Genomic DNA, 26,471 nt, shown 5'->3' on the forward strand with positions numbered 1-26,471 from the left:
TGAAAAACAGTCTTTTACGGCCGTCTTTTCTTAACTTTGCACTATCACTATACCGTTTTGTTAAAAAATAGTCAATACGTTCTTTGTACAAAAACAGGTACATAGATGCCTATTTTCCCTGTAGCAGCTTCTGTGCATAATAGACGGACTGCATCGCATCCTTTCCATAAAAATCTGCCCCGATCATGTCCGCATATTCCTGATTCAGAACAGCTCCTCCGACCATGACCTTACAATCCGGCGCTTTCTCCCTCAGCTGTCTGATCGTCTCCTCCATGCTGACAACCGTCGTGGTCATCAGGGCACTGAGACCGGCCAGACGGATATCCTCCTTCAATACGGTCTCAACGATCAGCTCCGGCGGCACATCCTTTCCAAGGTCTACCACATCAAAGCTGTAATTTTCCAGAAGTACCTTCACGATATTTTTTCCGATATCATGAATGTCACCTTTCACTGTTGCAAGCAGGACCTTCTCTTTTTTCTCAGCCTCGCTGCCGCTGGCAGCCAGGAAGTCTTTGAGAACTGTAAAAGCCGCTTTTGCCGCTTCCGCACTCATCAAAAGCTGGGGCAGGAAAACGGTATTCTTTTCAAATCCTTTGCCGACCCGGTCCAGGGCAGGGATCAGAAATTCATTGATGATATCCAGCGGGGCCATCGTCTTCACCAGCTCGGCACTCATATGGTGCGCTTCGTCCTTAAGCCCCTTCTCAATGGCCGTATCCAGCTGCATCTTTATGCCCGCAGCACCGGAAGTGCTCTTCATTTCCGCGGCCGTCCCCGCATACCGGGCAATGTAGCTTTCACAATTCGCATCCAGGTTCATCAGGGCATGATATGCATGATAGGACTTCATCATCTCCTCAGAGGAAGGATTGATAATTCCTGCACTGAGGCCGTTTAACATCGCCATCGTGTAGAATGCGGCATTGATGACCGGACGGCATGGCAGACCAAAGGAGATATTAGATACCCCAAGGACCGTATGGACTCCCAGCTCCTTACGCACCCTTTTCAAAGCTTCCAAAGTCACCTTTGCTCCTTCCGGCTCAGAACTGATCGTCATAGCAAGCACATCGATCACAATATCCTTTTTCCCGATTCCATATTTTGCGGCCTCTGTAATGATGCGCTCTGCGATCTTTACCCTGCCGTCAGCCGTATCCGGAATGCCGTCCTCATCTAGTGTCAGGCCGATCACGACCCCGCCGTACTTTTGGATCAGAGGGAACACCTGATCCATGGATTCCTGTTTGCCGCTGACAGAATTCACCATCGCCTTTCCATTGTAGATACGAAGCGCTGCCTCCATGGCCTTTATGTCCACAGTATCGATCTGAAGCGGAAGATTCGTCACACTCTGCAGCTTAGTCACGACTTCCTTCATCATCGCTGTCTCGTCAATATCCGGAAGGCCCACATTCACATCCAGGATATGTGCACCCATATCCTGCTGTGTAATACCTTCCCGCAGGATATAATCCAGATCGTGTTCCTTTAAGGCCTGCTTGAACTTCTTCTTTCCGGTCGGATTGATCCGCTCACCGATGATCTTGGAACCCTCCCCAAGGCAGACCGTCTGTCCGTAGGAAGATACCATAGTCCAGCTTTTTAGCTCCACAGCCTTCGGCTGCATCCCCTGGCAGAGACTGGTCATTGCCCGGATATGATCTGGTGTGGTTCCACAGCATCCCCCAATCACAGCCGCACCCTTTCTGACAATCTCCTGCATCACGCTGGCAAACTGCTGTGGTGTGACATCATATACCGTCTCCCCATCCACCTGCTTCGGAAGCCCTGCATTTGGCTTCACGATAACCGGAAGTGAGGAATAGGTAAGAATCGTATCCAGGATCGGCTGCATCTGCTGCGGTCCGAGTCCACAGTTGATCCCCATGGCATCCACCCGCAGTCCTTCCAGCAGTGCAGTCACTGCCGGTACATCCGCTCCCGTTAAAAGCTTGCCCCGCTCATCAAATATGGTGGTCACAAACACAGGAAGACTGGTGTTCTCCTTCGCCGCCAGCACCGCTGCCTTTAACTCATAGGTATCACTCATGGTCTCGATATGGATCAGGTCTGCTCCCGCCTCCTCTCCATATATGACTACCTCTTTAAATGCCTGGTAGGCCTCCTCAAAATCCAGATCCCCCATCGGCTTTAACAGCTTTCCGGTGGGACCGATATCCAATGCCGTATAGATCGGACGGTCCTTTATCTCTGCCTGTCCGACTGCCTCTTTTACATGTCCGACCGCCGAAGTCACGATCTCTTTTAATGAACAGTCCTTGTCATGAAATTTTATAGCGTTGGCCCCAAATGTATTGGCGAGCACGATATCGCTTCCCGCCTCAATATATTTTCTGTGGATCCCGATCACAGTCTCCGGGTGGGTGATATTCCAGGTCTCCGGCAGTTCGCCCGGTTTTAATCCTTCTGCTTGTAAAAGTGTTCCCATTCCGCCGTCAAAAAACAGCAGTTCTTTTCCTAATCTGTCTAAAATCATACCTTGTCCTTTCTGCTTATGTCACAGGAACGTTTCTTCTGTAGATACAATCCTTCTTATCACAGACCTCACATCCCTTTATATGACAGTTCTCTTTTGTCCGGCTTGCACCGATCACGGCTGTTACAGATTTCGTTGGCGTCATCATATAACTATCCGTCATCGTAAGTCCGATCAGCTTCGCACAATCCAGCATCCTCATCAGTGATTCCTGAAAACGGATATCAAAATCCCCGTAGCCCGGGCTGAACCTGGGCCGCAGGTAAAGACCTTCTTCCTTAAGCTTACGCCCGATCGCGGCCTGGCATTCATCGCAGTACTCCTCCAGTATTGCTGCCGCACAGGCCTGCAGCACAACTGCCGCCGCCATGTCTGTAAGGGAAGTCCTTGTGATCAGGCGGTCCACCGCCGTGCCAAGTGTGGCTCCAAATAAAACGATCTGGCTGCATCCTTTTAAGTTTCTCGAAAGGCTCCTGCTTTGTATTTTAACCTCTCCGATCCTAAGCCAAACGTCCTCTGTCTGTTGGAAATCAAAGATGCGATAGATGGATCTCCTGTCTGCCGCTTTTTCCAGATTCCGAAAGGAATCTGAAATCAGCGCAAGAGTCTTTTCATCTACCGCATGCTTTCCATACCCCAGATAGCGGATGGCTTCCTTTGTCATCTGATCCATCTGTTATAACTCCTAGCACTTAATAATTTCTGACAAGTTACCCATGATCGCTTCCGCAACCTCTGGCTTATTCATGGAATAAATATGAATATTCTTCACGCCGTTTGCAAGCAGATCGATGATCTGGTCTGTCGCATATGCGATCCCTGCCTGCTGCATCGCTTCCGGGCAGTCCCCGAAACGGTCCAGTATCGCCTGAAACCTTCTTGGGAATACGGTCCCTGACAACTCGCAGCTTCTCTTCATCTGCTTCGCACTTGTGATCGGCATGATCCCCGGCAGTACCGGCACCGTGATCCCGGCTTCCCGGATACGGTACAGGAAGTTATAGTGGATGTCATTGTCAAAGAACATCTGCGTCGTCAGGAAGTCAACACCGCTGTCAACCTTCTGTTTCAGATACTTGATGTCATCTTCTTTATGCTCATTCTCCACGTGTCCTTCCGGATAACATGCTGCCCCGATACAGAAATCCCCTGACTTTTTGATCTCCTCAACCAGTTCATAGGCATAGTGAAACCTATCCTCTGTCGGAAACTGCATATCTGCCGGAATGTCACCCCTAAGTGCAAGGATATTCTCAATCCCCAGCTCCTTTAGATTTGCGATCACCTTCCTCACTTCCTCCTTTGTCGAGGATGCACAGGTAAGGTGCGCTAAGCTCTCCACACCTAAGTCTTCCTTGATATGCTTCGCGATCTTTGCAGTATTCTTACTTGTTCCCCCGCCCGCGCCGTAGGTAACGCTGATAAAATCCGGGGAAAGCCCCGCCATCTTATCTGTCGCCGCCAGGACCTTGTCAAATCCTGCATCCGTTTTCGGCGGAAATACCTCAAATGATATATGTATCCGGTCTTCTTTCAGTCTGTCTATAATCTTCATGCCTTCTTCTCCTGTGTAAAATAGATAGCCAAAATCCGGTCTTTATTCTCCGATCAGGCTCTTATATAAATCGTCATACTGTCTTGCAGAATTCTTCCATGAAAAATCCATATTCATGGCCCGTTCCACAATTTTATTCCAGTCACGTTTCTTATCGTAATAGATACGTTCTGCATAACGGACAGTGTTCAGCACCTCCTGCGCATTGTAATTGCAGAAGCTGAATCCTGTTCCGGTCTTTTCAAATTCATTGTATGGTTCCACTGTATCCTTGAGTCCGCCGGTCTCCCTTACGATCGGGATGGTTCCGTAGCGTAAGCTCATCAGCTGGCTCAGCCCGCAGGGTTCAAACAGGGACGGCATAAGAAATGCATCACAGGATGCATAGATCTTATGTGATAAGTCCTCTGAATAAAAGATATTAGCAGAAACCTTTCCTGAGTACTTCCATGCAAAATGACGGAACATATTCTCGTATTTTGCTTCCCCCGTGCCAAGCACAACGATCTGTACCGCATCCTGGCAGAGGTCATCCATAATATAATCTACAAGGTCAAATCCCTTCTGGTCAGTCAGCCTGGAAACCATTCCGATCATCATGATCTTCGGATCCTTCTCCAGACCAAGCTCCTCCTGAAGAGCCGCCTTATTTAACGGTTTGTTCTTTCTAAATGTGTCTACAGTAAATTTCTTAGCGATCCTATGATCCTTAAACGGGCAGTATTCTTCATAATCCAGTCCGTTCACGATACCGGAAAGATCATTGGATCTTGCCTGCATCAATCCGTCAAGCCCTTCCCCAAAGAACGGAGTCTTGATCTCCTGTGCATAGGTCTGGCTGACAGTCGTCACCTTATCTGCATAAACGATTCCGCCCTTGAGCAGATTCGCATCTTTGTATGCCTCCATCTTATCCGGTGCGAAATAGTATTCCGGCAGTCCCGTGATCCCCTGGACAGTCTTCGTATCCCATACACCCTGGAACTTTAAGTTATGTATCGTCATAATGGTCTTGATTCCTCTGTAGTACTCACCGAGATAACGGAAGTTATCAAGGTAAACCGGGATCAAGCCTGTCTGCCAGTCATGGCAGTGGATCAGTTCCGGGCGGAAACCGATAACTGGGAGGATGCTTAACACTGCTTTTGAGAAAAATGCAAACTTCTCAATATTCCACTTGGGATCGCCGTCATAGGGAGCGAATCCGCCGAAATAGTGCTCATTATCGATAAAATAAAAGGTGATATTGTCATATACACACTTTAAGATGCCGACATACTGGTCTGCTCCTGCGATATCCATGTAAAAATGGTTCTCATATTCCAGCATATCCTTCCATTTCTGGTTCATGCATGTATATTTAGGTAAGACAACTCTGATATCGTACTTCTTCTTGTCGAAATACTTAGGCAGCGAGCCGACAACATCAGCTAATCCCCCTGTCTTGATAAAAGGTACACACTCTGAAGATGCAAATAAAATATTTTTCATAAATAAACCCTCCCACTTTCCTCGAGTTCTTCTTCGAAGACTTATGCTACTGACTATTATACCTCATTTTCGGGGCAAAGGGAAGAATTATCTGTGTTTGTACTCCAATTGGATCGTATCCGCGATCAACGCGATAAATTCAGAATTTGTCGGTTTCCCCTTTCCTGTACTCACCGTATAGCCAAACAGTTCATCCAGTGTATCTAACTTTCCGCGGTTCCATGCCACCTCGATCGCATGACGGATCGCGCGTTCTACACGACTGGATGTTGTTTGATATTTTTTGGCTACTGTCGGATATAGTACTTTTGTGATAGCATTTAGTACATCCATGTCTTCAACAGCCATCATGATTGCGTCTCTTAAATAATGGTATCCTTTGATGTGAGCGGGAATGCCGATTTCGTGAAGCATATTTGTGACACGATTTTCCAGGTCCTCTTCTCTGATGCCGGTACTTACGGATAATTCATCATTTTTCTTTTCGTGGTTTCGGAACACTTTTCTTACAGTTTTTATGCGATTCAACAACATCTCGTTATTAAAAGGTTTCATGATGTAGTAATTTGCGCCTTTGTTGAAAGCGTCTTCTGTAATTTTTTCCTGGCCAACTGCTGTTACGACAATAAAATCTGGGCGTTTTGTCATGGTTTTGTCTTGATTGATCTTCTCCATCACGGTCAGACCGTCCATTTTCGGCATAATCAGATCAAGAAGAACCACGTCTGGCTGCTTATTTTTGATGATTTGACACATCTCCTCACCGTTTTTAGCCTTTCCCACCACATTCAGCTCCTTGTCCATGTTGATGATTTCTTCAAGTAAGTCTAAAATTCTTTCATTATCATCAGCGATGGCCACGTTTAAATGTTCCATAATCCCTCTCTCCTCTAAGGACCCGGATCCAAGGAAACGCCACTCGATTATTATATCTGCCAATGATTGCAGAATCAAGGGGAATTTGTTTCTCTAATTCGACAAAGTGTGACTTGCAACATTTTCAAGCATATTTTCGATAAAAATACCATAGCCTTTTGTGGAATCCTGTACAAACACGTGGGTTACCGCGCCGATCAATTTCCCGTTCTGCAAAATCGGACTTCCACTCATTCCCTGTATGATTCCTCCAGTCTTTTCAAGGAGTTCAGGGTCTGTCACTTGAATAACTAAGCCCTTGTTCGCTTCTCGTCCGGAATAGTCGATATCTGTCACTAAAATGCTGTACTCTTTGATCTCGTTGTCGACAAAGCAACGTATTGTCGCGTTTCCTACTTCTACCTCTTCCTTTGTTGCTGTTTGTATCGGAATCTGTTCGGAAAACAGCTCGTCAATCTTGTCAACTTTACCATAGATCCCTTCATCCGTATTTTTTTCTATCCTCCCTAGTTTGTTATAGCCGTTATAGACAATAATTCCCTCCATGCTCCCGGGGATGCCGTTTTCCCCCTTTTGGACAGAGTGAATGCTCGTCTTGTACAGGGTTCCGTCCGCAATCGACAAAAGGACATTAGTATCCGTATCGTGTATCCCATGTCCCAGCGCACCGAACTCACTGTTCCCGGTCAGAAATGTGATGGTCCCCAGTCCCTGCACATTATCTCTGACCCATATCCCAAGCTTATAATCATCCTTCCCGCATTCCACCGGCTTGAGTCTGACGTCGATGGTCTCCTCATCTCTCCTGAGCTTTAAGACAACATCCTCCCCATTCAGATCTTTTAGTGCCTCCATTAACTCTTTCTTATTGTCGATCGTTTTTCCGTTCAAACCGGTAATATAATCCCCACATTTTACCAGATGCCCTGCCGGTTCATATTCCACACCATCGGCCCCCTTTATATGGTCCGTATCGAGCACCATCACACCATCTGTCTCCATATAGATCCCGACCGGCATTCCTCCGAGCAGAACCGTATCCTCACTGATCGTCTCGGTACTGACTTCTGTCTGCTCCACGGCATCGGCTGCCATCCAGCCAAAATACCCTGCCCCAAAAGCCAAAAAGACGGAGAATACCGCAGCAATCATCTGTTTCTGCCAGCGCCTCTTCATGCATCCACACCCTTTCTATCCGCCTGCATCATGATGTAAGCGTATTAAAATAAAAGAAAAAAACGGGTACCAACTGGTATCCGTTTTTAGTATGTGTGCACATCTCTTTTTTCACTCTGGTATTATATTTCACGCTTTGCCATTTCTTTCATCTCAGCTGCGCTTTCCAATATCTTGCCTGTCACATTCGCGCCGCCTAAAAGCCTTGCCAGCTCACGGACGGATTCCTCTTCCTTTAAACAGAAGATCTCCGTCTTCGTTGTATTGGCTTTTGCTTCTTTTTGAATCATATAGTGGGCATCCGCCATTGCTGCGATCTGGGGCAGATGTGTAATGCAGATTACCTGACGGCTTCTGCCGATCACATGCATCTTCTCTGCCACCTTTCCAGCCGTGATCCCGCTGATCCCGGTGTCGATCTCGTCGAAGATCAAAGTCGGTGTCTCTTCCTTATCTGCAAGGACTGCCTTGATGGCCAGCATGATCCTGGAAAGCTCACCTCCTGATGCCACATTTCCAAGCGGTTTCAAGGCCTCTCCTGGATTCGTGGAAATATAGAACTCACCTTCATCTCTGCCGTTTGAGGTAAAACCATCCAATTCATTCAGACGCAGATCAAACTGCACATCCAGGAAATTCAGATCTCTTAATCCCACAGTAATCTCTTTGACAAAAGAAACACTTGCCTTTTTTCTTGCCTTACTCAATGCCGCAGAACACTTTTGAAGCTCTCTCTCACATTGTAAAAGGCTGTTATGAAGTTCTGCGATATAGTGTTCATAATCTTTCAGTTCATTTAGTCTGTCCGTTCGCTGACGGCAGTACTCCTGGATTTCACTGACACTGTTTCCATATTTTGCTTTTAAATGGTTCACCAGGTTTAAACGTGCTTCCGTCTCATAGAATTCTTCTTCCGAGAATTCAAAACTTTTTTCATATTCAGACAATTCTCTGTTAAAATCATTCAGAAGGCTGTCAATCTCCACTAGCTGTCCATACAGGGCGGCCCCGCGCTCATCGCACTCACTGACGTCCAAAAATGCACGGATAGCGCGGCTTAACAGGTCACTGGCATTAGCAGAGGCCGACTCACTTGTGTACTGATAAGTCTGTGCGATCCCTTCCGTATAACGCCGGCTCTCCGTCATACGTTGATAAAGAGCTTCCAGTTCTTTATCTTCATCCTCGATCAGGTTCGCTTCCACGATCTCATTGATCTCATATTCTGTAAGAGAAATCTCTTTCTGCCGGCTTTGCTCATCCATCCCGGACTCTTCCAGAGCCTTCTTACATTTCTGATACTCACGGTAAGACGCAGCAACCTCTTTTTTCAGTTTTTCCACCTGTTCCCCGGCATATACATCTAAAAGTGCCAGGTGGTTCTTCTTATGCAGAAGTGTCTGGTGCTCATGCTGCCCGTGGATGTCGATCAGCATACTTGCAACATCTTTAAGGACACCCATAGTGACCGTCTCCCCATTGATCTTACTGATGCTGCGTCCCTCCATCAGCTTTCTGGAGAGTACTAAAAGACCGTCCTCCGGGAAGATATCCAGTGCCTCAAGCTGTCTTTTTATGGCTTCATCCCCGATCGTAAAGATCAGCTCCACCAGACCTGCCTGCGCACCCTTTCGCAGCATATCCGCGTTATATCTGCCTCCGAGGGCAAGGTTTACAGAGCCTAGGATAATGGACTTCCCGGCTCCCGTCTCTCCGGTCAGGATATTCAACCCGTTCCGGAACTCTACTTCAATTTCATCGATCAACGCTAAATTTTTCACATGCAGATATTGTAACATATTCTTTTCCTAATTTCCTTTAGACACAATCTTGTGGATCTTGTCCATGACAGCCACTGTCTCATCTACACTGCGGATCGCACACATGATCGTGTCGTCTCCTGCAATACATCCTACGACCTCACTCCATTTCATCGCATCCACTGCAACTGCAACTGCCATTGCCATGCCTGAGACCGTTTTAATAACAAGAATATTCTGTGCCATATCCATGGAAACATACCCGTCCCTTAAGACACGGATATACTTCTCGCTCATCCCGTCTTCCTCCGGCTTAAGCACGACATACTTCTGCTTCCCGCCGTCAACAGATACCTTCGTAAGCTTTAGATCCCTGATATCTCTGGATACAGTTGCCTGAGTCACCTTAAATCCTGCATTGTTCAGGCGTTCCGCCAATTCTTCCTGGGTCTCGATATTATTCTGGCTGATTAATTCGATTATTTTTGCATGACGACTGACCTTCATTGTCTTAGTTTCCTTTCATTTTCTCGCGCATAGTCTTCATAAAGCTCTCTTTACTTAGTTTCACCAGTTTCGTTGTTTCTTTTGACTTCCTGATCAAGATCCGGTCACCGGTCACCAAAGGTACTGTGCTGGCACCGTCAAATGTGACGCTCGCATGCTCCGTCCTGCCATATCTTCCCTCGCAGATCTCCACCTCGATCGTATCCTCGGCAGAAAGCACGATACTGCTTGTATTCAATGCATGGGAGCAGATCGGAGTGATCACGAACATACTCGCTGTGGGCTCTACGATAGGCCCGCCTGCGGAAAGATTATATCCGGTCGTTCCCGTGGGAGTGGAAATGATCACGCCGTCTGCCAGATAGCTGTTTAACATCTCTCCATTGACATACACGTTGAAATGAACGACTCTTAAGCTTCCCTCTCTTGTCACAACGATATCATTCATCGCCACATCATCGATCAGCCCTTCGACGCTTCCCCGCATCATCATGCGCTCCTCGATGACAGGCCGGGATTCAAAAAGGCGGTCCAGCGCTTTCCTATAGTCACTTAGCTCTACCTCTGTCAGATAGCCCAGTGTTCCAAGATTGATTCCCAAAAGAGGGATGTTATGGCCCTCCAGCTCCCTCGCAGCGCGGATCAGGGTTCCGTCCCCGCCTAACACAAGCGCACAGTCGATCCCTTTGGGCACGGTTCCGGGAATGATGTGTCCCTCTTCATCCTTTTCTGATAAGATGCAGCGTTTCTGGTTCTGCTCAATATAAGCCATGATCTCCTTCGTGATCTTGAGGTCGCCGTCTTTGAGCATATTGGTTATCATATAAAAATTATCCATCATATACCTCTTATTTTGCCAAAGTTTCGAACGCTTTATCTACAACAGACTGCAGATCAACTGCAATCTTAGGTGCGCCTTCTTCCCGTTTTTTTAAATGGATCAGATATTCAATATTCCCTTCCGGCCCTTTGATCGGTGAAAAATCTATGTTCAGGATCTCAAAACCGATAGAATGAGCGTAAGACGCCACCTTTTCTATAACCTCATGATGCGTGCTGCGCTCTCTTACTACGCCCTTCTTCCCAACTTTTTCCCGTCCCGCCTCAAACTGCGGTTTGATCAGGGCTACGATCTCTCCTTCCGGAGTCAGGTAGTTGCGGATAGGCTCTAAAACCTTCGTCAGGGAGATAAAGGACACATCGATGGAACTGAAATCCACGGGTTCCCCAATATCTTCGGGAGTCACATACCGGATATTTGTCTTCTCCATACACACGACCCGCTCATCCTGACGGAGCTTCCAGTCCAATTGCCCCCGCCCCACATCGATGGCAAAGACCTTTACCGCTCCGTTTTGAAGCATACAGTCTGTAAAACCGCCCGTGGAGGAGCCTACATCCGTGCAGACCTTTCCTTCCACCGTAACATCAAAATTCTCAAGTGCCTTCTCCAGCTTTAGACCGCCGCGGCTTACATATGGCAGCGTGTGTCCCTTTACCTCGATCTGTACATCCTCCGGAAAAGAGGAGCCTGCCTTATCTTCCCGCTCTCCGTCTACAAATACGCTGCCGGACATAATGATGGCTTTCGCTTTTTCTCTGGATTCTGCAAGGTTCCTCTTCACAAGCAGAACATCTAATCGTTCCTTCATGTCTATTCTTTCCTTATCGTCACATATTCTGTAATTATCTGTTTTACAATGGTCTCCTCATCCAGGCCGACCTCATGGCGCAGGACATCCACATTCCCATGTTCTACATAATCATCCGGGATACCGATATTGAGTACCTCGACACCCAGATGTGCCCTGGACACATACTCTAAAAGCTGTTCGCCGTATCCCCCTGTCAGGATATTCTCCTCGATCGTGACAAACAGATGATGTTCCTCTGCCATCTGTTCTAAGATTTCCTCATCCAAAGGCTTCACAAACCTGGCATTGACAAGGCTGCAGCTGTATCCGGTCTCCTTGAGCCGCATGCGGACTCTCTCGGCAAGGGAGGCCATATGTCCTACGAAGAAGATCACGATATCCTCCTCCTCATACAAAACCTCTCCTTTGCCGTATTCCAATGGAGTACGGAATTCTTTCAATCCCTCATACGCCTCTCCTCTTGGATACCTGAGTGCCACCGGGCAGTCAAAATCAACAGCGAACCGGATCATATCCGCCATTTCCCAGCGGTTTTTCGGTGACATCACTGTCATATTGGGAATCGTCGATAGGAAGGACAGATCAAATAACCCCTGGTGTGTCTCCCCGTCGCTTCCAACCAGTCCTGCCCTGTCCACCGCCAGCACCACAGGAAGCTTCTGCAGACAGATGTCATGGATCGCCTGGTCATATGCCCTCTGTAAGAAGGAGGAATATAACGCCACGACCGGCTTCATCCCTCCGGCCGCAAGACCGGCCGCAAAGGTCAGTGCATGTTCCTCCGCGATCCCTACATCAAAGAAACGGTCAGGGTAATGCTTCTTAAAGCGGTCAAGCCCTGTTCCGCCTGCCATTGCCGCTGTGATCGCCACAACCTTCTGATCCTTCCTGCCGATATCACACAGCACCTTAGAAAACACATCTGTATAACTGTCCTTTCCGCCTTTGGATCTGGGTTCCCCTGTCGCAACCACAAAGGGGCCTGTCCCGTGGAACCGGGACGGATTCTTCTCCGCAGGCTCATATCCCTTTCCCTTTTTGGTCAGGACATGGACTAATACCGCATGGTCTACCCTTTTTGCCTCATGGAAGGCTTTATAAAGCTTCTTCACATCGTGGCCGTCCACCGGACCGAGGTAGGTGATCCCCATATCCTCGAAAAACATACCGGGAACGATCAGCTGCTTGATTCCGCTCTTCGTTTTCTTCATCTGGTGGATGATCTTTTCGCCCTGCACCGGGATCTTTAGAAGCGTGTCCTCCACGCCCTTTTTCAATCCCACATAGGCATCAGCCGTGCGCAGTCCGTTCAGGTATTTGGACATGCCGCCCACATTCTCAGAGATAGACATATTATTGTCATTCAATACGATGATAAAATTGCTTTTTAACCGGGACGCATTATTCAATGCCTCATAGGCCATCCCGCCGGTCATGGAGCCATCCCCGATAATGGAGACAACATGATGATCCTGCCCCTGGATGTCCCTGGCTGCCACATAACCCAGTCCCGCGGAAATAGAGGTGGAGCTGTGTCCGGTATCGAAGGCATCACAATCACTTTCTTTCCTCTTTGGGAAACCGCTCATCCCGCCGTATTTACGCAGGTCGTCAAATCCGGCCCTGCGTCCGGTCAGAAGTTTATGGGTGTACGCCTGGTGGCCCACATCCCAGATCAGCTTATCCTGCGGCAGATCAAAAGCCAGATGCAGCGCCATGGTCAGCTCTACCACCCCCAGATTGGATGCCAGATGTCCTCCGGTCATACTGATCTTCTCGATCAGAAATTCCCGGATCTCTTCTGCCAGCAGTTCCAGTTCTTCCGGTTCTAACTGCTTGATATCATTTTCCTTTTGAATTTTTTCTAATATCATAAGGAATTCCTCTTTCCTGCTTTCTATTTATCCCGGTGGATCAAGGATTCTAACAGCTCTGCCAGATACAGATCCGGCGGATCCAGGCTTTTCAGCTTCTGCACCGCTTCCATTGAGATCTGCTCCACCAGTGCTTTTGCCTCATCCAGACCCTTCCAGGTTACATAAGTCGTCTTTTCATTCTTCTCATCACTGCGGATCGGTTTGCCCAGAACCTCAGCTGTGCTTGTAACATCCAGGATGTCATCCTGGATCTGGAACGCAAGTCCCACCATGCCGGCGATCTCCTCCACCGTCTTCACCTGCGCCTCGTCTGCACCCGCAAGAACGGCACCGATCATCATGGAGGATTCGATCAGCGCCCCTGTCTTGAGCTTGTAGATAAAATCCAGCACCTCACCGGAAACCGCAGACCCGGTGGATTTGACGTCTACCACCTGGCCGCCGATCATCCCGTAGATCCCTGCCTTCCCGGCCAGGATCTGCAAGGCCCGTCCAATTCTAAGAGCCTCGTCAGGAGCCATATCAAACGCCTTCCCCGCCGTCTCAAATGCATAATTTAAAAGTGCATCCCCTGCAAGGATCCCCATATCTTCTCCGTAAACGACATGCGTTGTCTTCCTGCCTCTGCGGTAGTCATCATTATCCATGGCCGGCAGATCATCATGTACAAGAGAATAGGTGTGTATCATCTCGATCGCAGCCATAAACGGCTCGATCAGAACCTCCCCGCCGCCGAACAGCCGGTACGTTTCCTTCATGAGCATCGGCCGAAGCCTCTTTCCGCCTGCCATCAGGCTGTACTCCATAGCCTCCATAATGACTCTCTGGTATCCTTTTTGTTCCGGCAGATATGCCTTTAAAATCTGCTCGATCTCTTCTACTTTTTTCTGATATGCTTCCTTAAAATTCATGAGTCTCACCATCCTCATCCAACATCTGGACCTTCTTCTCAACTGTATCTATCGTCTCATTGCACTCTTTGAGCATCTCCATTCCCCTCTGGTATAACTGGAAAGATTCCTCTAAGGAAATATCCTCTCCCTCCAGCTTAGAGACCACCTGATCCAGATCCTCAAACAGCTCCTCCAGAGAACGCTTCTTTTCTTCTGTCATTTTCTTTTCTTTGCCAGCCGTCTTACCTGCCATCCTCTGTCACCTCCGCAATTTCTTTTACCTCTGCACGGACACTGCCGTCCGTCATAAAAATCCGGATCTCATCACCCGGCTTTGTCTGATGTATGGACTTCACATTTTCACCTGAGGGCCCTTCCACATAAGAATACCCCTGATTCAGCTTTGCTAAAGGAGAAAGCCCTTTCATCTGCTCCACGTACAGAGCAAAACGGTGCCGCCTCTGATTCAGGCAGTCTTCCATCAAATACCTGAGTCTCTGTTCCAAATCCACGGCTCTCTGCCTCTGTTCCAGAAGCTTCTGTCTGGGGTGTGAAAGCTTAAGCTTAAGCGCTGCCTGCTCACATCTGCGTCTCTCTGCCTGGATTCGCTGCATCATATTTCTTCTCATGCGGGCCTCGTATTCTCTGGCTGCCCCAGCAACCGTCAGATACTCATAAACTGCCAGCTCTGCTGCTGCCGAAGGCGTAGGCGCCCTGAGGTCTGCCACATAATCCGCGATCGTTGTATCTGTCTCATGTCCGACCGCAGAAATAACAGGGACATGGCATTCAAAAATCGCTCTTGCTACGGCTTCCTCATTAAAAGCCCAGAGGTCCTCGATGGAGCCGCCGCCCCGTCCCACGATCATAACGTCCACGCCCTTTTTCTCAAGCGCCCTGATCCCTCTGACGATACTTGCCGCCGCTCCTTCGCCCTGGACCAATGCCGGATATAGGATCAGCTGCACATAAGGGTTTCGCCGGGAGGCGATATTGATGATATCCCGGACTGCAGCACCTGTAGGGGCTGTCACGATGCCCACTGTCTTTACATAGGAAGGAATAGGCTGCTTATACTCCCTGGCAAACATCCCCATCTCTTCCAGCTCCCTTTTTAAAGCCTCAAACTTTTCATAGAGAAGCCCCGCGCCGTCCAGGATGATCTCCCGGGCATAGAGCTGATATCTGCCATCTCTTTCGTAAACACTGACAGATCCTAATACGACAACCTGCTGGCCCTCCTGCATACGAAAAGAAAGCCCTGACCGCGAACCCGCGAACATCACGCAGGCGATCGTGCCGGACTCATCCTTTAGCGAAAAATATATATGACCTGACGTATGATATTTACAATTAGATACCTCACCCTTCACATAGATCCGATTCAGCATAAAATCCTGGGTGAACATATTCTTAATATACGTGTTGACCTGCTTTACCGTATAGACATTACGCATCTTCGTGCCCTCCTAAAAGCCGGATCTAATCTGCCAGCTTTCCAAGCACTCCGTTTACAAAGGCCGGTCCTTCTTCTCCGCTGAATCTCTTCGCCAGCTCCACAGCCTCATTGATGGCAACTCCTGTCGGCACATCATCATCCCACTTCATCTCATAGACTGCGAGACGCAGGATCGTCAGATCCACCTTGCTCATTCTTGTAGTCTTCCACCCTGTGGTCTTCTCATTCAGGATAGTGTCGATCTCCTGTACTTTTTCTGCTGCTGCTTCGAATTTTTTCTTTATGTATTCTTTATCTTCATCTGTAGCACTCTCTAAATTTTCAAAATAAAGCATCAAGTGCTCCGGCATATCGCTCATATCATTGAATTCAATCTGGAACAGCATCTTGAAAATGTGCTCCCGAAGTTCTCTTCTTACCATATCGGCTCCTTTCATTAATGTCTCCTCAAAACGGGGACATGTTACGACTTTGATTATTATACTACAAATTCCCACCTCTTTGCAACTATTCTTGGAAAACATACTTTCGGGGGTGGGGAGAGTACGCCTGCGACAGAAAGGCCATGCAGGGCATCAGGAGTGTACCTGCCGGGGCGGCGGCTTACCATTCGCTAAGCGGGACTAAACAAAAATCAGCCGGATCAGCGGAAATCCAAGTGATTCACTCCGTTTGCTGATGCAAACGCAGTTTGGCACTTGTTGAAATTTGTTTGGAAAACAAATTTCATTCCGCTGATCCAACTGATTTTTATAAAGTCCTGCTAAGCTCATTATTATGCCTGCGCTCCGGCAGGTACGCCCCTGACACCCTGCATGGCTTTTCCATGACAGGCTGCGTGCTTCCGGTTTGGGAAAATCCGTTTTCTACTCCTGACTCTCCATCTCGACGCCTGCTACTTTGATGTTGACATCTGCAACCTCGAGTCCGGTCATATTCTCGATCGCGTTCTTTACCTTCTCCTGTACCTTGGATGAGATTTCCATGATACTGTAATTATATTTCAGGTTCAGCGCAAGAGATACGGTCACGACGCCCTCAAGCACGTCCACCTTTACGCCTTTGGAAAGATTCTTCATGCCCAGCTTGCTGATCAGTTCGTTGGTGATATTGCCTGCCATAGATGCAACACCCTCTACTTCTGTGGCTGCAAGCGCTGCGATGATTGCCACCACCTCGTCTGCGATCTTAACCTCTCCCATACTGGAGTCGTTCTGTATTGTATAAGTATTTCTTTCATCCTTTGCCATTTGTGAAAACCTCCCGTCGGTTTAATTCTTTTTGTTTTATTCTTTTTCCATTATATCAAATATCCCTATGTTTGCAAAGGGAAATATCAGGAACGGCCAAATTCGGAAAGGATCAGGTCTTTGTTGCGGTCCATCGTCATACGGATGCTCCACTCGTGGACAAACAAAAGAAGCGGACGGTCCTTTAAGTCCTTGATCTTCTTCATATCGGAGGTTCCCACCAGTTTGTCCATGTTAATCTCTTCATTTTCGATCCATCTGATATGCTCATACGGCAGGTTCTCCAGACGGATCTCCACGTTGTATTCGTTTTCCAGACGGTATTTAAGCACATCAAACTGCAGCACACCGACTACCCCGACAATGATCTCCTCCATCCCTGTATTGTACTCCTGGAAGATCTGGATCGCACCTTCCTGTGCGATCTGGTTGATCCCTTTTACGAACTGCTTCCGCTTCATAGTATCCACCTGGCGTACTCTGGCAAAATGCTCTGGCGCGAAGGTCGGGATCCCTTCATAAGCAAATTTTTCTTTGGAGGTGGTCAGGGTATCTCCAATGGAAAATATACCCGGATCAAAAATACCGATGATATCTCCGCCGTATGCATGTTCCACGATCTTTCTCTCACTCGCCATCATCTGCTGCGGCTGTGAGAGACGCACATCTTTGCCCCCCTGCACATGATAGACCGACATCCCGGCCTCAAAAGCCCCGGAGCAGATCCGCATAAATGCGATCCTGTCCCTGTGTGCCTTATTCATATTTGCCTGGATCTTAAATACAAATGCTGAAAAATCCGGTTCCGTCATCGGGTCGATCTCTCCGTGATCTGACATCCTCGGAAGAGGAGAACTGGTCATTTTTAGGAAATGCTGTAAAAATGTCTCCACACCGAAATTTGTTAATGCAGACCCGAAAAATACAGGTGACAGTTCTCCTTTATTTACCATGTCCTGGTCAAACTCTGCGGATGCACCGTCCAGCAGTTCGATCTCATCCTCCAGGGCGATCTTAGCTTCTGTTCCCAGGATCCAGTCCAGTTCCGGGTTGTTGGCATCGATCTTTCGTACCTCTCCGGTGGTCGTTCCTTTATTTGTATCAGAGAACAGCTCCACTTCCTTCTGTGCCCTGTCATACACCCCTTTAAAAGCTTTTCCTGAACCGATCGGCCAGTTGACCGGGCAGGTTGCGATCCCCAGCTCCTTCTCGATCTCATCCAGAAGCTCGAAGGTGTCTCTTGCTTCTCTGTCCATCTTATTGATAAACGTAAAGATCGGGATGTGGCGCATTACGCAGACCTTAAAAAGCTTCCTCGTCTGTGCCTCGACACCCTTTGAGGCATCAATCACCATGACTGCGGAATCCGCAGCCATCAAGGTACGGTAAGTATCCTCCGAGAAATCCTGATGTCCCGGTGTATCCAGGATATTAATACAGTACCCTCCATAGTTAAACTGCAATACTGAAGAAGTGACAGAAATACCTCTCTCCTTCTCAATCTCCATCCAGTCTGAGACTGCATGCCTGGCGGTGGCTTTCCCTTTTACAGAACCTGCCTGGTTAATGGCACCCCCATAAAGCAGAAACTTCTCCGTCAGTGTCGTCTTTCCCGCATCAGGGTGGGAAATGATCGCAAAGGTTCTTCTCTTTTTTATTTCATTCGTAATCTCTGACATAGCTTTATTGTTCTCCTCTAACTTACTTTCAGCAAAGGTCCGGACGGTCCCGGCCGAAAATACATCCTATGGTCCTAAGCCGGAATGCTTCTATATAAATGTATCTGGCTTGGCACATTGAATAATTTTAACATAAGTAAGGTTCTGCCGCAATTGTTTACTGGAAATATTCTGCCCAATTTCCAGATTTTTTACACTCATTCCTGTATTCTGTCCACAAATCGTGCAAAATATTTCCATCTACCCTTAAGCCGTCCTATTCTGCTGTAGCATTGATCGGTGTGATCACAATATTTTCCGGAGAAATATCAGATTTTCTCGTTACGATGTCTTCGATCTGAGCACGGTTTGCATCCGTCAGTTCGGCACTGTCCACCACGATATCCGCGGAATCCTCCGTCAGGCTTACAACAGAATCCGAGAAACCTTTGGAAGCCATCAGTGTCTCGATCGCCACCTCCTGCTCGGAAAGCTCTGTCATTTTCACCATCTGAGCGATCGCATCCGATTTTTCCTCTTCACTGATGTTCGTGTTATCAATGATCGCCTGCAGCGTCTCTTTGTTCTGTGCGCGCACCTGTTCCCTGGCAACCTTAGCCTGAGCTACCGTGGTGTCTGCGCCGCTGTTTGTCAGGACTGCCTCGCCGGGTGTGCCTTCCACATCGGAATCATTGCTGGCGATATCCTTTGTTCCTGTCTCAATGTCCTCCTCCGAAATGTCTAAAAGCTCCTTGTTTGCCAGCTCTGCATTGGCTTCTGTGGTACCTTTGTCTGATTCTCCGAACAGCCGCCCTGAATAATTCAGGTATCCGGCAATGGCAATCATAACTGCCAAAGTAGTAATGATGATCTGATTCTTCTTAAATAAACGCTTCACTTGGAATCCTCCTTTTTATGTATCAGTCCTTTTCATTATTTTAATTTTATGCGCCTCTACGCCGAATAATGCCTGAATTGCCTCTGTAATATTCTGTACCACGACCGCATTATCTCCCCCCTCCGCGATCACGACCACACCGGCGATCTCCGGCGTGAGCTCCTTGCTTACATAGGGCGACTGTGAACCGTCTGCCCCCTGCTCGTAAATACTGGTCTTATCCGTAGTATTATCCTGCACACTCCTGCTCCCGCCCGAGCTGTCCTCCTCATTTGTCTTCTGGCTGCTGTTCTTTTGATCCTTTTCAATGATCTTCTGCCCGGAGGATTTTAAAGTGATCATAACCTCCGCTTTTCCCACTCCTTCCACGTATTCTAATGTCCTGGCAACGCGTTGCTCCAGATACTCCTCATATTCTTCGCTGGAATCCGGATAAATGCCGTCCGAGGGGCCAGATGCCTTTTTCGTACTGCTGTCTGTCTCTGTATTTTTACTTTTCCCCGGAGCAGGGATCGCGATCACAACAAGCAGGATTCCGATCAGCAAAAGGATCAAAAGCTGGTTTTTCTTTGGAAGTGCAGTTTTCTCTTTCATTTTTTCCAAGAGGTTCTTCCACTTATTGTCCAAGGTGTATCTCCTCCACTTCTACTTTATTTGGGACCTCTTCCTGCTCCCCGGTGGTCTCTGCCTGATATTCTTCCGGCAGAAAATCCAGGAGATCCAAATCCTTGAAATAACTTTCTTGTCTTTGGATCTCCTCCTTTTCCATCTCGTATTCCCTGCTGTGGTATAACTCGTGAAAACTGCTTTCCATTCCTGTCAGTTTCAGGATCGGGGTCAGCATCAAAAGGATCATAACCATGCCCGAAAAAAACTGAATGTACTTCTTGTAACTCCTGCCTGGAAGGATCTGGATCACAGCTGTGATGATGACCAGATAAAATGCAAGGTTCTGGATCCATTCGTATAAGAATTCAAACACTTTTACTTCCCTCCTGTCATGTAGTAGAAGCCGTCACGACCGCGATCGTTAGCAGGAAAAGCACCCCTGTTGAAAAGATGACTTTTACCAGAAGCTCATACCCTTCACTTACGCTTCCGATACATCCGGTGATCCTTTTATCAGAAACCGGCTGTACCAGGGCCGCTGCCAGCTTATACAGTAATGTCATAACGGCCATCTGCAGGATGGGGACCGCACAGATGGCGATCAATACCGCTGCACCAGCCATTCCGATTCCGTTTTTGATCAGGACCGCTGTTCCTAAAACAACGTCAGTCACACCACCGATCGCATTCCCTATCCCGGGAATGGCTTCCGCTGTTTTCGTTAAGGCACTGCGTTTAAGGGCATCGATCGCCGGAGCCAGCATCCCCTGGATCACATTGATCCCGATCACACAGGTCACAAGTGTTTTTAGGATCCAGGAGATCAGTTTCTTTAAAAGCTCAGCGAATTGGGACAGGTACTCTTCCCCTGCCAGGTAATTCATCACCTGCACCATGATATAGATATTCACGAGCGGGAGCAGAAATCTTAAGATCAGTGTCTCTGCAACATAAATAAGAAAGAGCACGATATTATAAAAGATCAGGGAACTGCTGCTCCCCGATGCGATCGCCACCGCCAGGAAATAGCTCGGACAGAGCACCCGCATAAAATCTAAAAGCAGCTCCAGATGCCCCTCGATCCCTGCCATGGCAATTCTGAATGAATTCAGGCACATTGTGATCAGCAGCATGTAAAGGACATAAAAACTGATCTCGGAGACCTGTTTGTTCTGGAACGCATTTGAAAAATTTGTAAAGACCGCCGCTATAATCGCGATCAGCAGCATATAAGCAAGATTCTGTTTATTATACCGGAACTCGTAGCTCAGCTGGTCTGACACAAACTGCATGACCATCTGCCCCGCATTTTCCCCTTCACCGCTGATCAGGGATGAGATCAGTTCCTGGAACCCCATTTTTTTATCAGGGAAAATCTTCTTTAAGCTGTCATCTATTTCCGTAAAATCAAATTCCGAAAAAAGCTTCTGCTGTGTCTCATCCTCCAGGGCTTCGTAGTCCACTTCCGGGCTGTCTGTATCCGTATCTGCCGCGTATACCAAGAGGCTTTTCGAAGCGCCCGGATAAAAGCCGGAAAAAGCCAGAAAGAAAACCAAAAGGAGGGTTCGTATTAGGAAGGAAAGGGGACGACAATTTTTTTTCTTCTCTACTCTCATGCCAGGAACTCCCTGATGGTCTCAAGCAGTGCTAAGAGGACCGGAAGCCCCAGGGCCAGGATCGTCAGCTTACTGAATATCTCGATCTGAACCGCGATCGAATGATACCCCGCATCTTTACAGACACTGGATGAAAACTCCGCGATGTAAGTGATCCCGATCATTTTGAGCATAGCAGCCAGATAGCTTGTATCGATCTTAATATACTGGCTGACCTGTGAGACGGTTCTCACAAACAGCTCCAGCTTGTCTACAATGCATGCAAAGATCAGGATGCTGATCGCCACGCTCATGTAGATCCCATATTCTGATTTTCCACTTTTAAACTGGATCGATAGAAGTGCCCCGATCACACCGATCACGCCGATCTGGATCATATTCATAAAAATGCTCCCCTTTGTCTTACATAGCCTTTCCCTGATTCCTTCTTCCCCCTACAGAGAAAAAAGCTGCTTAATAGATGAAAACAAATCATAGATATACGGCAGCACCCAGGACAACACCAGGATCAGCCCCGCAAAGCTTGTCAAAAATGCCTGCTCATCTCTCCCACTGTGTTTCAGTACCTGGCTTAGGATCGAGACCAATATCCCGACTGCCGCAATTTTAAATATCAGATTTATGGTCATGGATTCCTCCTGTATCTATTCACTCCTGTGATTTTATATCGTTACAACAGTATGACAACCAGAAAGATCCCTCCCATCACTCCAAGACAGTTGCTGATTCTCTTCTTTGCTGCCATCCCTTCCCTCACTTTTTCAATCTCCAGCTCCAGCCTGTTTAAGTAAAGCTGCATGGTCCTTCCCAGTGTGCCTCCATCCAGCTGGCCCAGGAAGGTTCCCAGTTCCTTCAATTGAATGGAATGGGTGCTTTTTAAATGCAGTTCCTTTAAATAGCGGTCAATGCCACGGTTCCATATCCGGGAAAATTCCGCTTCCTCTCTTTTTTCAATCTGTTTCTCCATTGCTAAAAGCCAGCTTCGGAAAGGCTCTTTTACACGTATTCCTACCCGGCCGAACACTTCTCCCAAAGGTGCGTTTGCATACTCGATCTCTCCTTTAAGCATGTACACGATATGCCGGATGTACAGCAGCTTTTCCAGATACCGCTGTAACTCTGTACCATAGACAATCCCAGTCCCCGTGGTTGCTGCAATGATCAGCAGGCTTCCTATAAATCTCTGCATAGAAGGCTCCCCCGTTCATCGTAGACTGCCTTCACCTCTCCAGGCCGTTTTTCATTTCCCAGTAATATGTAACGTTCGAATCTCCGTTCTTTAATCAGTCTGCCCAGTACAGGCTTTTCGTGCGCCTCATCCATTGTCAGTCCATGCACGCTGGCAATCATCTTGCATCCACACTGCATCGCATACTCTATGGCGTGGATATCCTCCAGTGAGCCGATCTCATCCACCGCAATCACCTGTGGCGCCATGGAACGGATCAGCATGATCATTCCTTCCGCCTTGGGACAGCAGTCCAGTACGTCTGTACGCATTCCCAGTTCATTCTGCGCCACCCCCAGGTAACACCCTCCGATCTCTGAGCGTTCATCTACAACTCCCACTGTACATCCCTTCACATAGGTATTTCCGTCCGAGATCTGGCGGATCAGATCCCTTATCAAGGTTGTCTTTCCGCAGCGCGGCGGTGAGATGACCAGTGTATGGCACACCTGCCGGTTTTTCGTAATAAACGGAAGGATCCTGTCTGCGCATCCCAAAACTTCATGGGACATCCTGATATTCACCGAAGAAATATACTGCAGATTCTTTACATGATCATTTTCCAGTATTGCCTTGCCCATCACTCCCACGCGGTGCCCTCCTTCGATCGTGATAAATCCCTGCTTCATCTCATGTTCATATGCATAGAGGGAATAATGGCTGGTATACTCCAGCGTCTCCCGGATCTCTTCCTTTGTAACCAGATGTCCTTCACCCTGCCCTTGAGGCAGGATGTGCTCCTCATTGTCATAGACCACTATCAGAGGTTTCCCGATCCGCAGCCGGATTTCCTGTACCTTCTCAAAATCCAAAGCTTCATCCTCAACGATTGCCCGGACGGGACGCGCCAGCACCTGAAGGATCTGTCGTTTTCTGTTTAACTCATTCATCTTGTCCACCTCTTTAAACAATATATGAGGGGAATCCTAAAATATGAATAAAATTTATGGGGAGATTTTATGGTGAGGAAGACGGATCGCTTTTGGCTAACCGATAGAATAGAGCCGGCAGAATATAATAGATAGAATTGTACCGCTTTTTGTCCCCTTCCGATCCACGTGCCCCGCTGGGCCGGTTTGATGCGTCTAGCGAACAGGGATGCCAGCCGGGGCTTTGAAGCACGACGGGTGCTGTGTATGGATGGCATAGAGTGCGTTTAGGAATTCTTGAAATAAAAAGGCCGGAAATCCGGGAGAAAATGTGATTCCGAATCACATTTTCTCCCGGATTTCCGGCCTTTTTATTTCTTAGAATTCCTTAACAAACGTCAAGTATCCATACACAGTACCCGCCGCGTTTCAAAGCCCTGGCTGGCATGTCTGTGAGCGCCTCCTACTCAGCTACATCGCGCATACTGAAGCTAAAGCGTCCCATCTTATCTTTTCCAAGGCAGACTACTTTTACGACATCGCCCAGTTTGAGTACATCTTCTACTTTGTTGACTCTCTGCTTGGAGATCTTAGAAATGTGTACCATTCCTTCTTTTCCCGGTGCAAACTCCAGGAATGCTCCAAACTCTTTGATACTGATTACTTTTCCTTCAAAGATCTGTCCAGCTTCGAAGTCTGTTGTGATCGTAGCGATGATCTTTGCTGCCTGATCCATGCTTTCCTTATCGGTTCCGCAGATAGATACGGCACCATCATCTGTGATATCGATCTTCACGCCTGTCTGCTCGATGATCGCATTGATCGTCTTACCGCGCTGTCCTACTACATCGCCGATCTTCTGCGGGTCAATCTGCATCTGCATGATCTTCGGTGCAAACTGCCCTACTTCTGTTCTTGGTTCTGCAATCGTCTTATTCATCACTTCATCCAGGATGAAGGTTCTTGCTTTCTTGGTTGCAGCGATCGCTTCTTCAATAATCGGTCTGGTCAGTCCGTGGATCTTAATATCCATCTGGATGGCTGTGATACCCTTATGTGTACCTGCTACCTTAAAGTCCATATCTCCGAAGAAGTCTTCCAGCCCCTGGATATCAGTCAATACGAGGTAATCATCATCCGTATCGCCAGTTACCAGTCCTGCTGAGATACCTGCTACTGCTGCTTTAATCGGCACACCTGCGGCCATCAGTGACATACTGGATGCACAGATACTTGCCTGTGATGTGGAACCGTTGGACTCAAATGTCTCTGATACGGTACGGATCGCATATGGGAACTCGGCTTCACTTGGAAGTACCGGGATCAATGCTCTCTCAGCCAATGCACCATGTCCGATCTCGCGGCGTCCCGGACCTCTGGACGGCTTTGTCTCTCCTACAGAGTAAGACGGGAAGTTGTAGTGATGCATATATCTCTTAGATGTCTCAGCCTCATCCAGTCCGTCGATTCTCTGTGCATCAGATAACGGCGCCAGCGTTGTTACTGTACAGATCTGTGTCTGTCCACGTGTGAACATTGCAGAACCGTGTACTCTCGGGATCAGGTCGATCTCAGCAGCCAGAGGACGGATCTGGTCGATCGCACGTCCGTCCGGACGCTTCTGGTCTTTTAAGATCATCTTTCTTACAGTCTTCTTCTGATACTGGTAAACAGCCTCTCCAAGTACATTCAGCCATTCTTCCTTTTCAGCAAAGGCTTCTTCTAATTTTGCAGTGATAACACGGATGTTCTCTTCTCTAGTCTGCTTGTCATCTGTGAAAACTGCCTCTTCCATTTCTGCCGGAGGCACGATCTCTTTGATGGCTGTAAATAACTCTTCCGGTACAGCACAGCTCTCATAAGAGTGCTTTGGCTTCCCACATTCTGCAACGATCGTCTCAACAAAAGCGATCACCTTCTGGTTCAGTTCATGTGCAGCAAAGATCGCATCGATCATCTTGTCTTCCGGTACTTCGTTCGCACCAGCTTCGATCATGATGACCTTTTCCTTTGTAGAAGCAACCGTCAGTGCAAGGTCGGATACTTCCTTCTGTGCTGCTGTCGGATTAAATACAAATTCTCCGTCGACCAGACCTACCTGTGTCGTAGAGATCGGTCCATCAAAAGGGATATCGGAAATACTTGTGGCGATAGCCGCACCAAGCATTGCTGTCAGCTCCGGGCTGCAGTCCTGATCCACGGACATAACCAGGTTTTCTAATGTTACGTCATTTCTATAATCTTTCGGGAACAGAGGTCTCATCGGCCTGTCGATCACGCGGCATGTCAGGACCGCATTTTCAGAAGCCTTGCCTTCTCTCTTATTGAATCCTCCCGGGATCTTGCCGACAGAATATAACCTCTCGTTATATTCCACGCTCAGCGGGAAGAAATCGATTCCCTCTCTCGGTTTCTCAGATGCTGTTGCTGTACAAAGTACAGTTGTGTCACCATAGTGCATCAATACGGCACCATTCGCCTGCTTTGCAACTCTGCCCACATCTACACGCAGAGTTCTGCCTGCAAGCTCCATTTCAAACTTTTTAAACATATTGTTCTCCTTTTATATAAATAATACATTCTTCACG

Annotated in this window: 26 protein-coding genes; all 26 read right to left on the reverse strand. The window is 47.9% G+C overall.

Annotation, left to right across the window (positions count from 1 at the left end):
* Positions 1-109: 109 nt before the first annotated feature.
* The 26 genes from AC4OGX_RS20835 to AC4OGX_RS20960 all read right to left on the reverse strand — a co-directional run bounded on the left by AC4OGX_RS20835 (position 110) and on the right by AC4OGX_RS20960 (position 26,434).
* Positions 110-2,506 (reverse strand): homocysteine S-methyltransferase family protein, encoded by a 2,397-nt coding sequence (locus AC4OGX_RS20835; RefSeq protein ID WP_493332780.1) that lies wholly within the window; start codon positions 2,504-2,506, stop codon positions 110-112.
* A 16-nt stretch (positions 2,507-2,522) separates the two neighbouring features.
* Complete coding sequence (locus tag AC4OGX_RS20840) at positions 2,523-3,179, reverse strand: vitamin B12 dependent-methionine synthase activation domain-containing protein (protein WP_493332781.1); 657 nt, start codon at positions 3,177-3,179, stop codon at positions 2,523-2,525.
* 12 nt (positions 3,180-3,191) lie between these two features.
* The gene (metF, locus tag AC4OGX_RS20845; protein WP_493332782.1) at positions 3,192-4,061 is read right to left on the reverse strand and encodes a methylenetetrahydrofolate reductase [NAD(P)H]; all 870 of its coding nucleotides are present in this window, start codon (positions 4,059-4,061) and stop codon (positions 3,192-3,194) included.
* Between the two features lie 42 nt (positions 4,062-4,103).
* Complete coding sequence (glgA, locus tag AC4OGX_RS20850) at positions 4,104-5,552, reverse strand: glycogen synthase GlgA (protein WP_493332783.1); 1,449 nt, start codon at positions 5,550-5,552, stop codon at positions 4,104-4,106.
* An 87-nt stretch (positions 5,553-5,639) separates the two neighbouring features.
* Entirely contained in the window at positions 5,640-6,428 is a 789-nt protein-coding gene (gene spo0A, locus AC4OGX_RS20855; RefSeq protein ID WP_216240791.1) for a sporulation transcription factor Spo0A, read from the reverse strand.
* 93 nt (positions 6,429-6,521) lie between these two features.
* Positions 6,522-7,604, reverse strand: a complete 1,083-nt coding sequence (gene spoIVB / locus AC4OGX_RS20860) for a SpoIVB peptidase (protein ID WP_493332784.1) — start codon at positions 7,602-7,604, stop codon at positions 6,522-6,524.
* Between the two features lie 122 nt (positions 7,605-7,726).
* Entirely contained in the window at positions 7,727-9,403 is a 1,677-nt protein-coding gene (gene recN / locus AC4OGX_RS20865; protein ID WP_493332785.1) for a DNA repair protein RecN, read from the reverse strand.
* Positions 9,404-9,412: 9 nt separating this feature from the next.
* A complete protein-coding gene (gene argR / locus AC4OGX_RS20870) occupies positions 9,413-9,871 on the reverse strand; it encodes an arginine repressor (protein ID WP_493332786.1) in 459 nt (152 codons plus the stop codon).
* Positions 9,872-9,875: 4 nt separating this feature from the next.
* A complete protein-coding gene (locus AC4OGX_RS20875) occupies positions 9,876-10,709 on the reverse strand; it encodes an NAD(+)/NADH kinase (protein WP_493333055.1) in 834 nt (277 codons plus the stop codon).
* 10 nt (positions 10,710-10,719) lie between these two features.
* The gene (locus AC4OGX_RS20880; protein ID WP_493332787.1) at positions 10,720-11,523 is read right to left on the reverse strand and encodes a TlyA family RNA methyltransferase; all 804 of its coding nucleotides are present in this window, start codon (positions 11,521-11,523) and stop codon (positions 10,720-10,722) included.
* A gap of 2 nt (positions 11,524-11,525) precedes the next feature.
* Positions 11,526-13,400: a 1-deoxy-D-xylulose-5-phosphate synthase gene (gene dxs, locus AC4OGX_RS20885; RefSeq protein WP_493332789.1), complete on the reverse strand. Its 1,875-nt coding sequence runs from the start codon at positions 13,398-13,400 to the stop codon at positions 11,526-11,528.
* 23 nt (positions 13,401-13,423) lie between these two features.
* The gene (locus AC4OGX_RS20890; RefSeq protein WP_493332791.1) at positions 13,424-14,314 is read right to left on the reverse strand and encodes a polyprenyl synthetase family protein; all 891 of its coding nucleotides are present in this window, start codon (positions 14,312-14,314) and stop codon (positions 13,424-13,426) included.
* On the reverse strand, positions 14,304-14,549 hold the full coding sequence (xseB, locus tag AC4OGX_RS20895) for an exodeoxyribonuclease VII small subunit (protein WP_493332792.1): 246 nt from the start codon (positions 14,547-14,549) through the stop codon (positions 14,304-14,306). Before xseB ends, AC4OGX_RS20890 begins: the two co-directional genes overlap by 11 nt.
* Positions 14,539-15,753, reverse strand: coding sequence for an exodeoxyribonuclease VII large subunit (xseA, locus tag AC4OGX_RS20900; protein ID WP_493332793.1), 1,215 nt, complete (start codon positions 15,751-15,753; stop codon positions 14,539-14,541). The genes xseB and xseA overlap by 11 nt, the downstream gene beginning before the upstream one ends.
* 25 nt (positions 15,754-15,778) lie before the next feature.
* A complete protein-coding gene (gene nusB / locus AC4OGX_RS20905; RefSeq protein WP_493333056.1) occupies positions 15,779-16,177 on the reverse strand; it encodes a transcription antitermination factor NusB in 399 nt (132 codons plus the stop codon).
* Between the two features lie 444 nt (positions 16,178-16,621).
* Positions 16,622-17,005 (reverse strand): Asp23/Gls24 family envelope stress response protein, encoded by a 384-nt coding sequence (locus AC4OGX_RS20910; RefSeq protein ID WP_493332794.1) that lies wholly within the window; start codon positions 17,003-17,005, stop codon positions 16,622-16,624.
* A gap of 86 nt (positions 17,006-17,091) precedes the next feature.
* A complete protein-coding gene (locus AC4OGX_RS20915; protein WP_493332795.1) occupies positions 17,092-18,684 on the reverse strand; it encodes a peptide chain release factor 3 in 1,593 nt (530 codons plus the stop codon).
* Between the two features lie 256 nt (positions 18,685-18,940).
* The gene (locus AC4OGX_RS20920) at positions 18,941-19,561 is read right to left on the reverse strand and encodes a SpoIIIAH-like family protein (RefSeq protein ID WP_493332796.1); all 621 of its coding nucleotides are present in this window, start codon (positions 19,559-19,561) and stop codon (positions 18,941-18,943) included.
* A gap of 15 nt (positions 19,562-19,576) precedes the next feature.
* Positions 19,577-20,188, reverse strand: coding sequence for a SpoIIIAG-related protein (locus AC4OGX_RS20925; RefSeq protein ID WP_493332797.1), 612 nt, complete (start codon positions 20,186-20,188; stop codon positions 19,577-19,579).
* Positions 20,178-20,543 (reverse strand): stage III sporulation protein AF, encoded by a 366-nt coding sequence (locus tag AC4OGX_RS20930; protein ID WP_493332798.1) that lies wholly within the window; start codon positions 20,541-20,543, stop codon positions 20,178-20,180. The genes AC4OGX_RS20925 and AC4OGX_RS20930 overlap by 11 nt, the downstream gene beginning before the upstream one ends.
* A 16-nt stretch (positions 20,544-20,559) precedes the next feature.
* Positions 20,560-21,786 carry a stage III sporulation protein AE gene (locus tag AC4OGX_RS20935; RefSeq protein ID WP_493332799.1) on the reverse strand — a complete coding sequence of 409 codons (1,227 nt, stop codon included), beginning with the start codon at positions 21,784-21,786 and terminating at the stop codon, positions 20,560-20,562.
* Positions 21,783-22,169 (reverse strand): SpoIIIAC/SpoIIIAD family protein, encoded by a 387-nt coding sequence (locus AC4OGX_RS20940; RefSeq protein WP_493332801.1) that lies wholly within the window; start codon positions 22,167-22,169, stop codon positions 21,783-21,785. The genes AC4OGX_RS20935 and AC4OGX_RS20940 overlap by 4 nt, the downstream gene beginning before the upstream one ends.
* Before the next feature lie 51 nt (positions 22,170-22,220).
* Positions 22,221-22,415 (reverse strand): stage III sporulation protein AC, encoded by a 195-nt coding sequence (gene spoIIIAC, locus AC4OGX_RS20945; RefSeq protein ID WP_216240776.1) that lies wholly within the window; start codon positions 22,413-22,415, stop codon positions 22,221-22,223.
* Positions 22,416-22,456: 41 nt separating this feature from the next.
* Entirely contained in the window at positions 22,457-22,975 is a 519-nt protein-coding gene (locus tag AC4OGX_RS20950) for a stage III sporulation protein AB (protein WP_493332802.1), read from the reverse strand.
* Complete coding sequence (spoIIIAA, locus tag AC4OGX_RS20955) at positions 22,960-23,904, reverse strand: stage III sporulation protein AA (protein WP_493332803.1); 945 nt, start codon at positions 23,902-23,904, stop codon at positions 22,960-22,962. The genes AC4OGX_RS20950 and spoIIIAA overlap by 16 nt, the downstream gene beginning before the upstream one ends.
* 442 nt (positions 23,905-24,346) lie before the next feature.
* Positions 24,347-26,434, reverse strand: coding sequence for a polyribonucleotide nucleotidyltransferase (locus tag AC4OGX_RS20960; RefSeq protein ID WP_493332804.1), 2,088 nt, complete (start codon positions 26,432-26,434; stop codon positions 24,347-24,349).
* Between the last annotated feature and the right edge of the window lie 37 nt (positions 26,435-26,471).

The sequence above is a fragment of the Faecalicatena sp. genome (assembly GCF_058819085.1).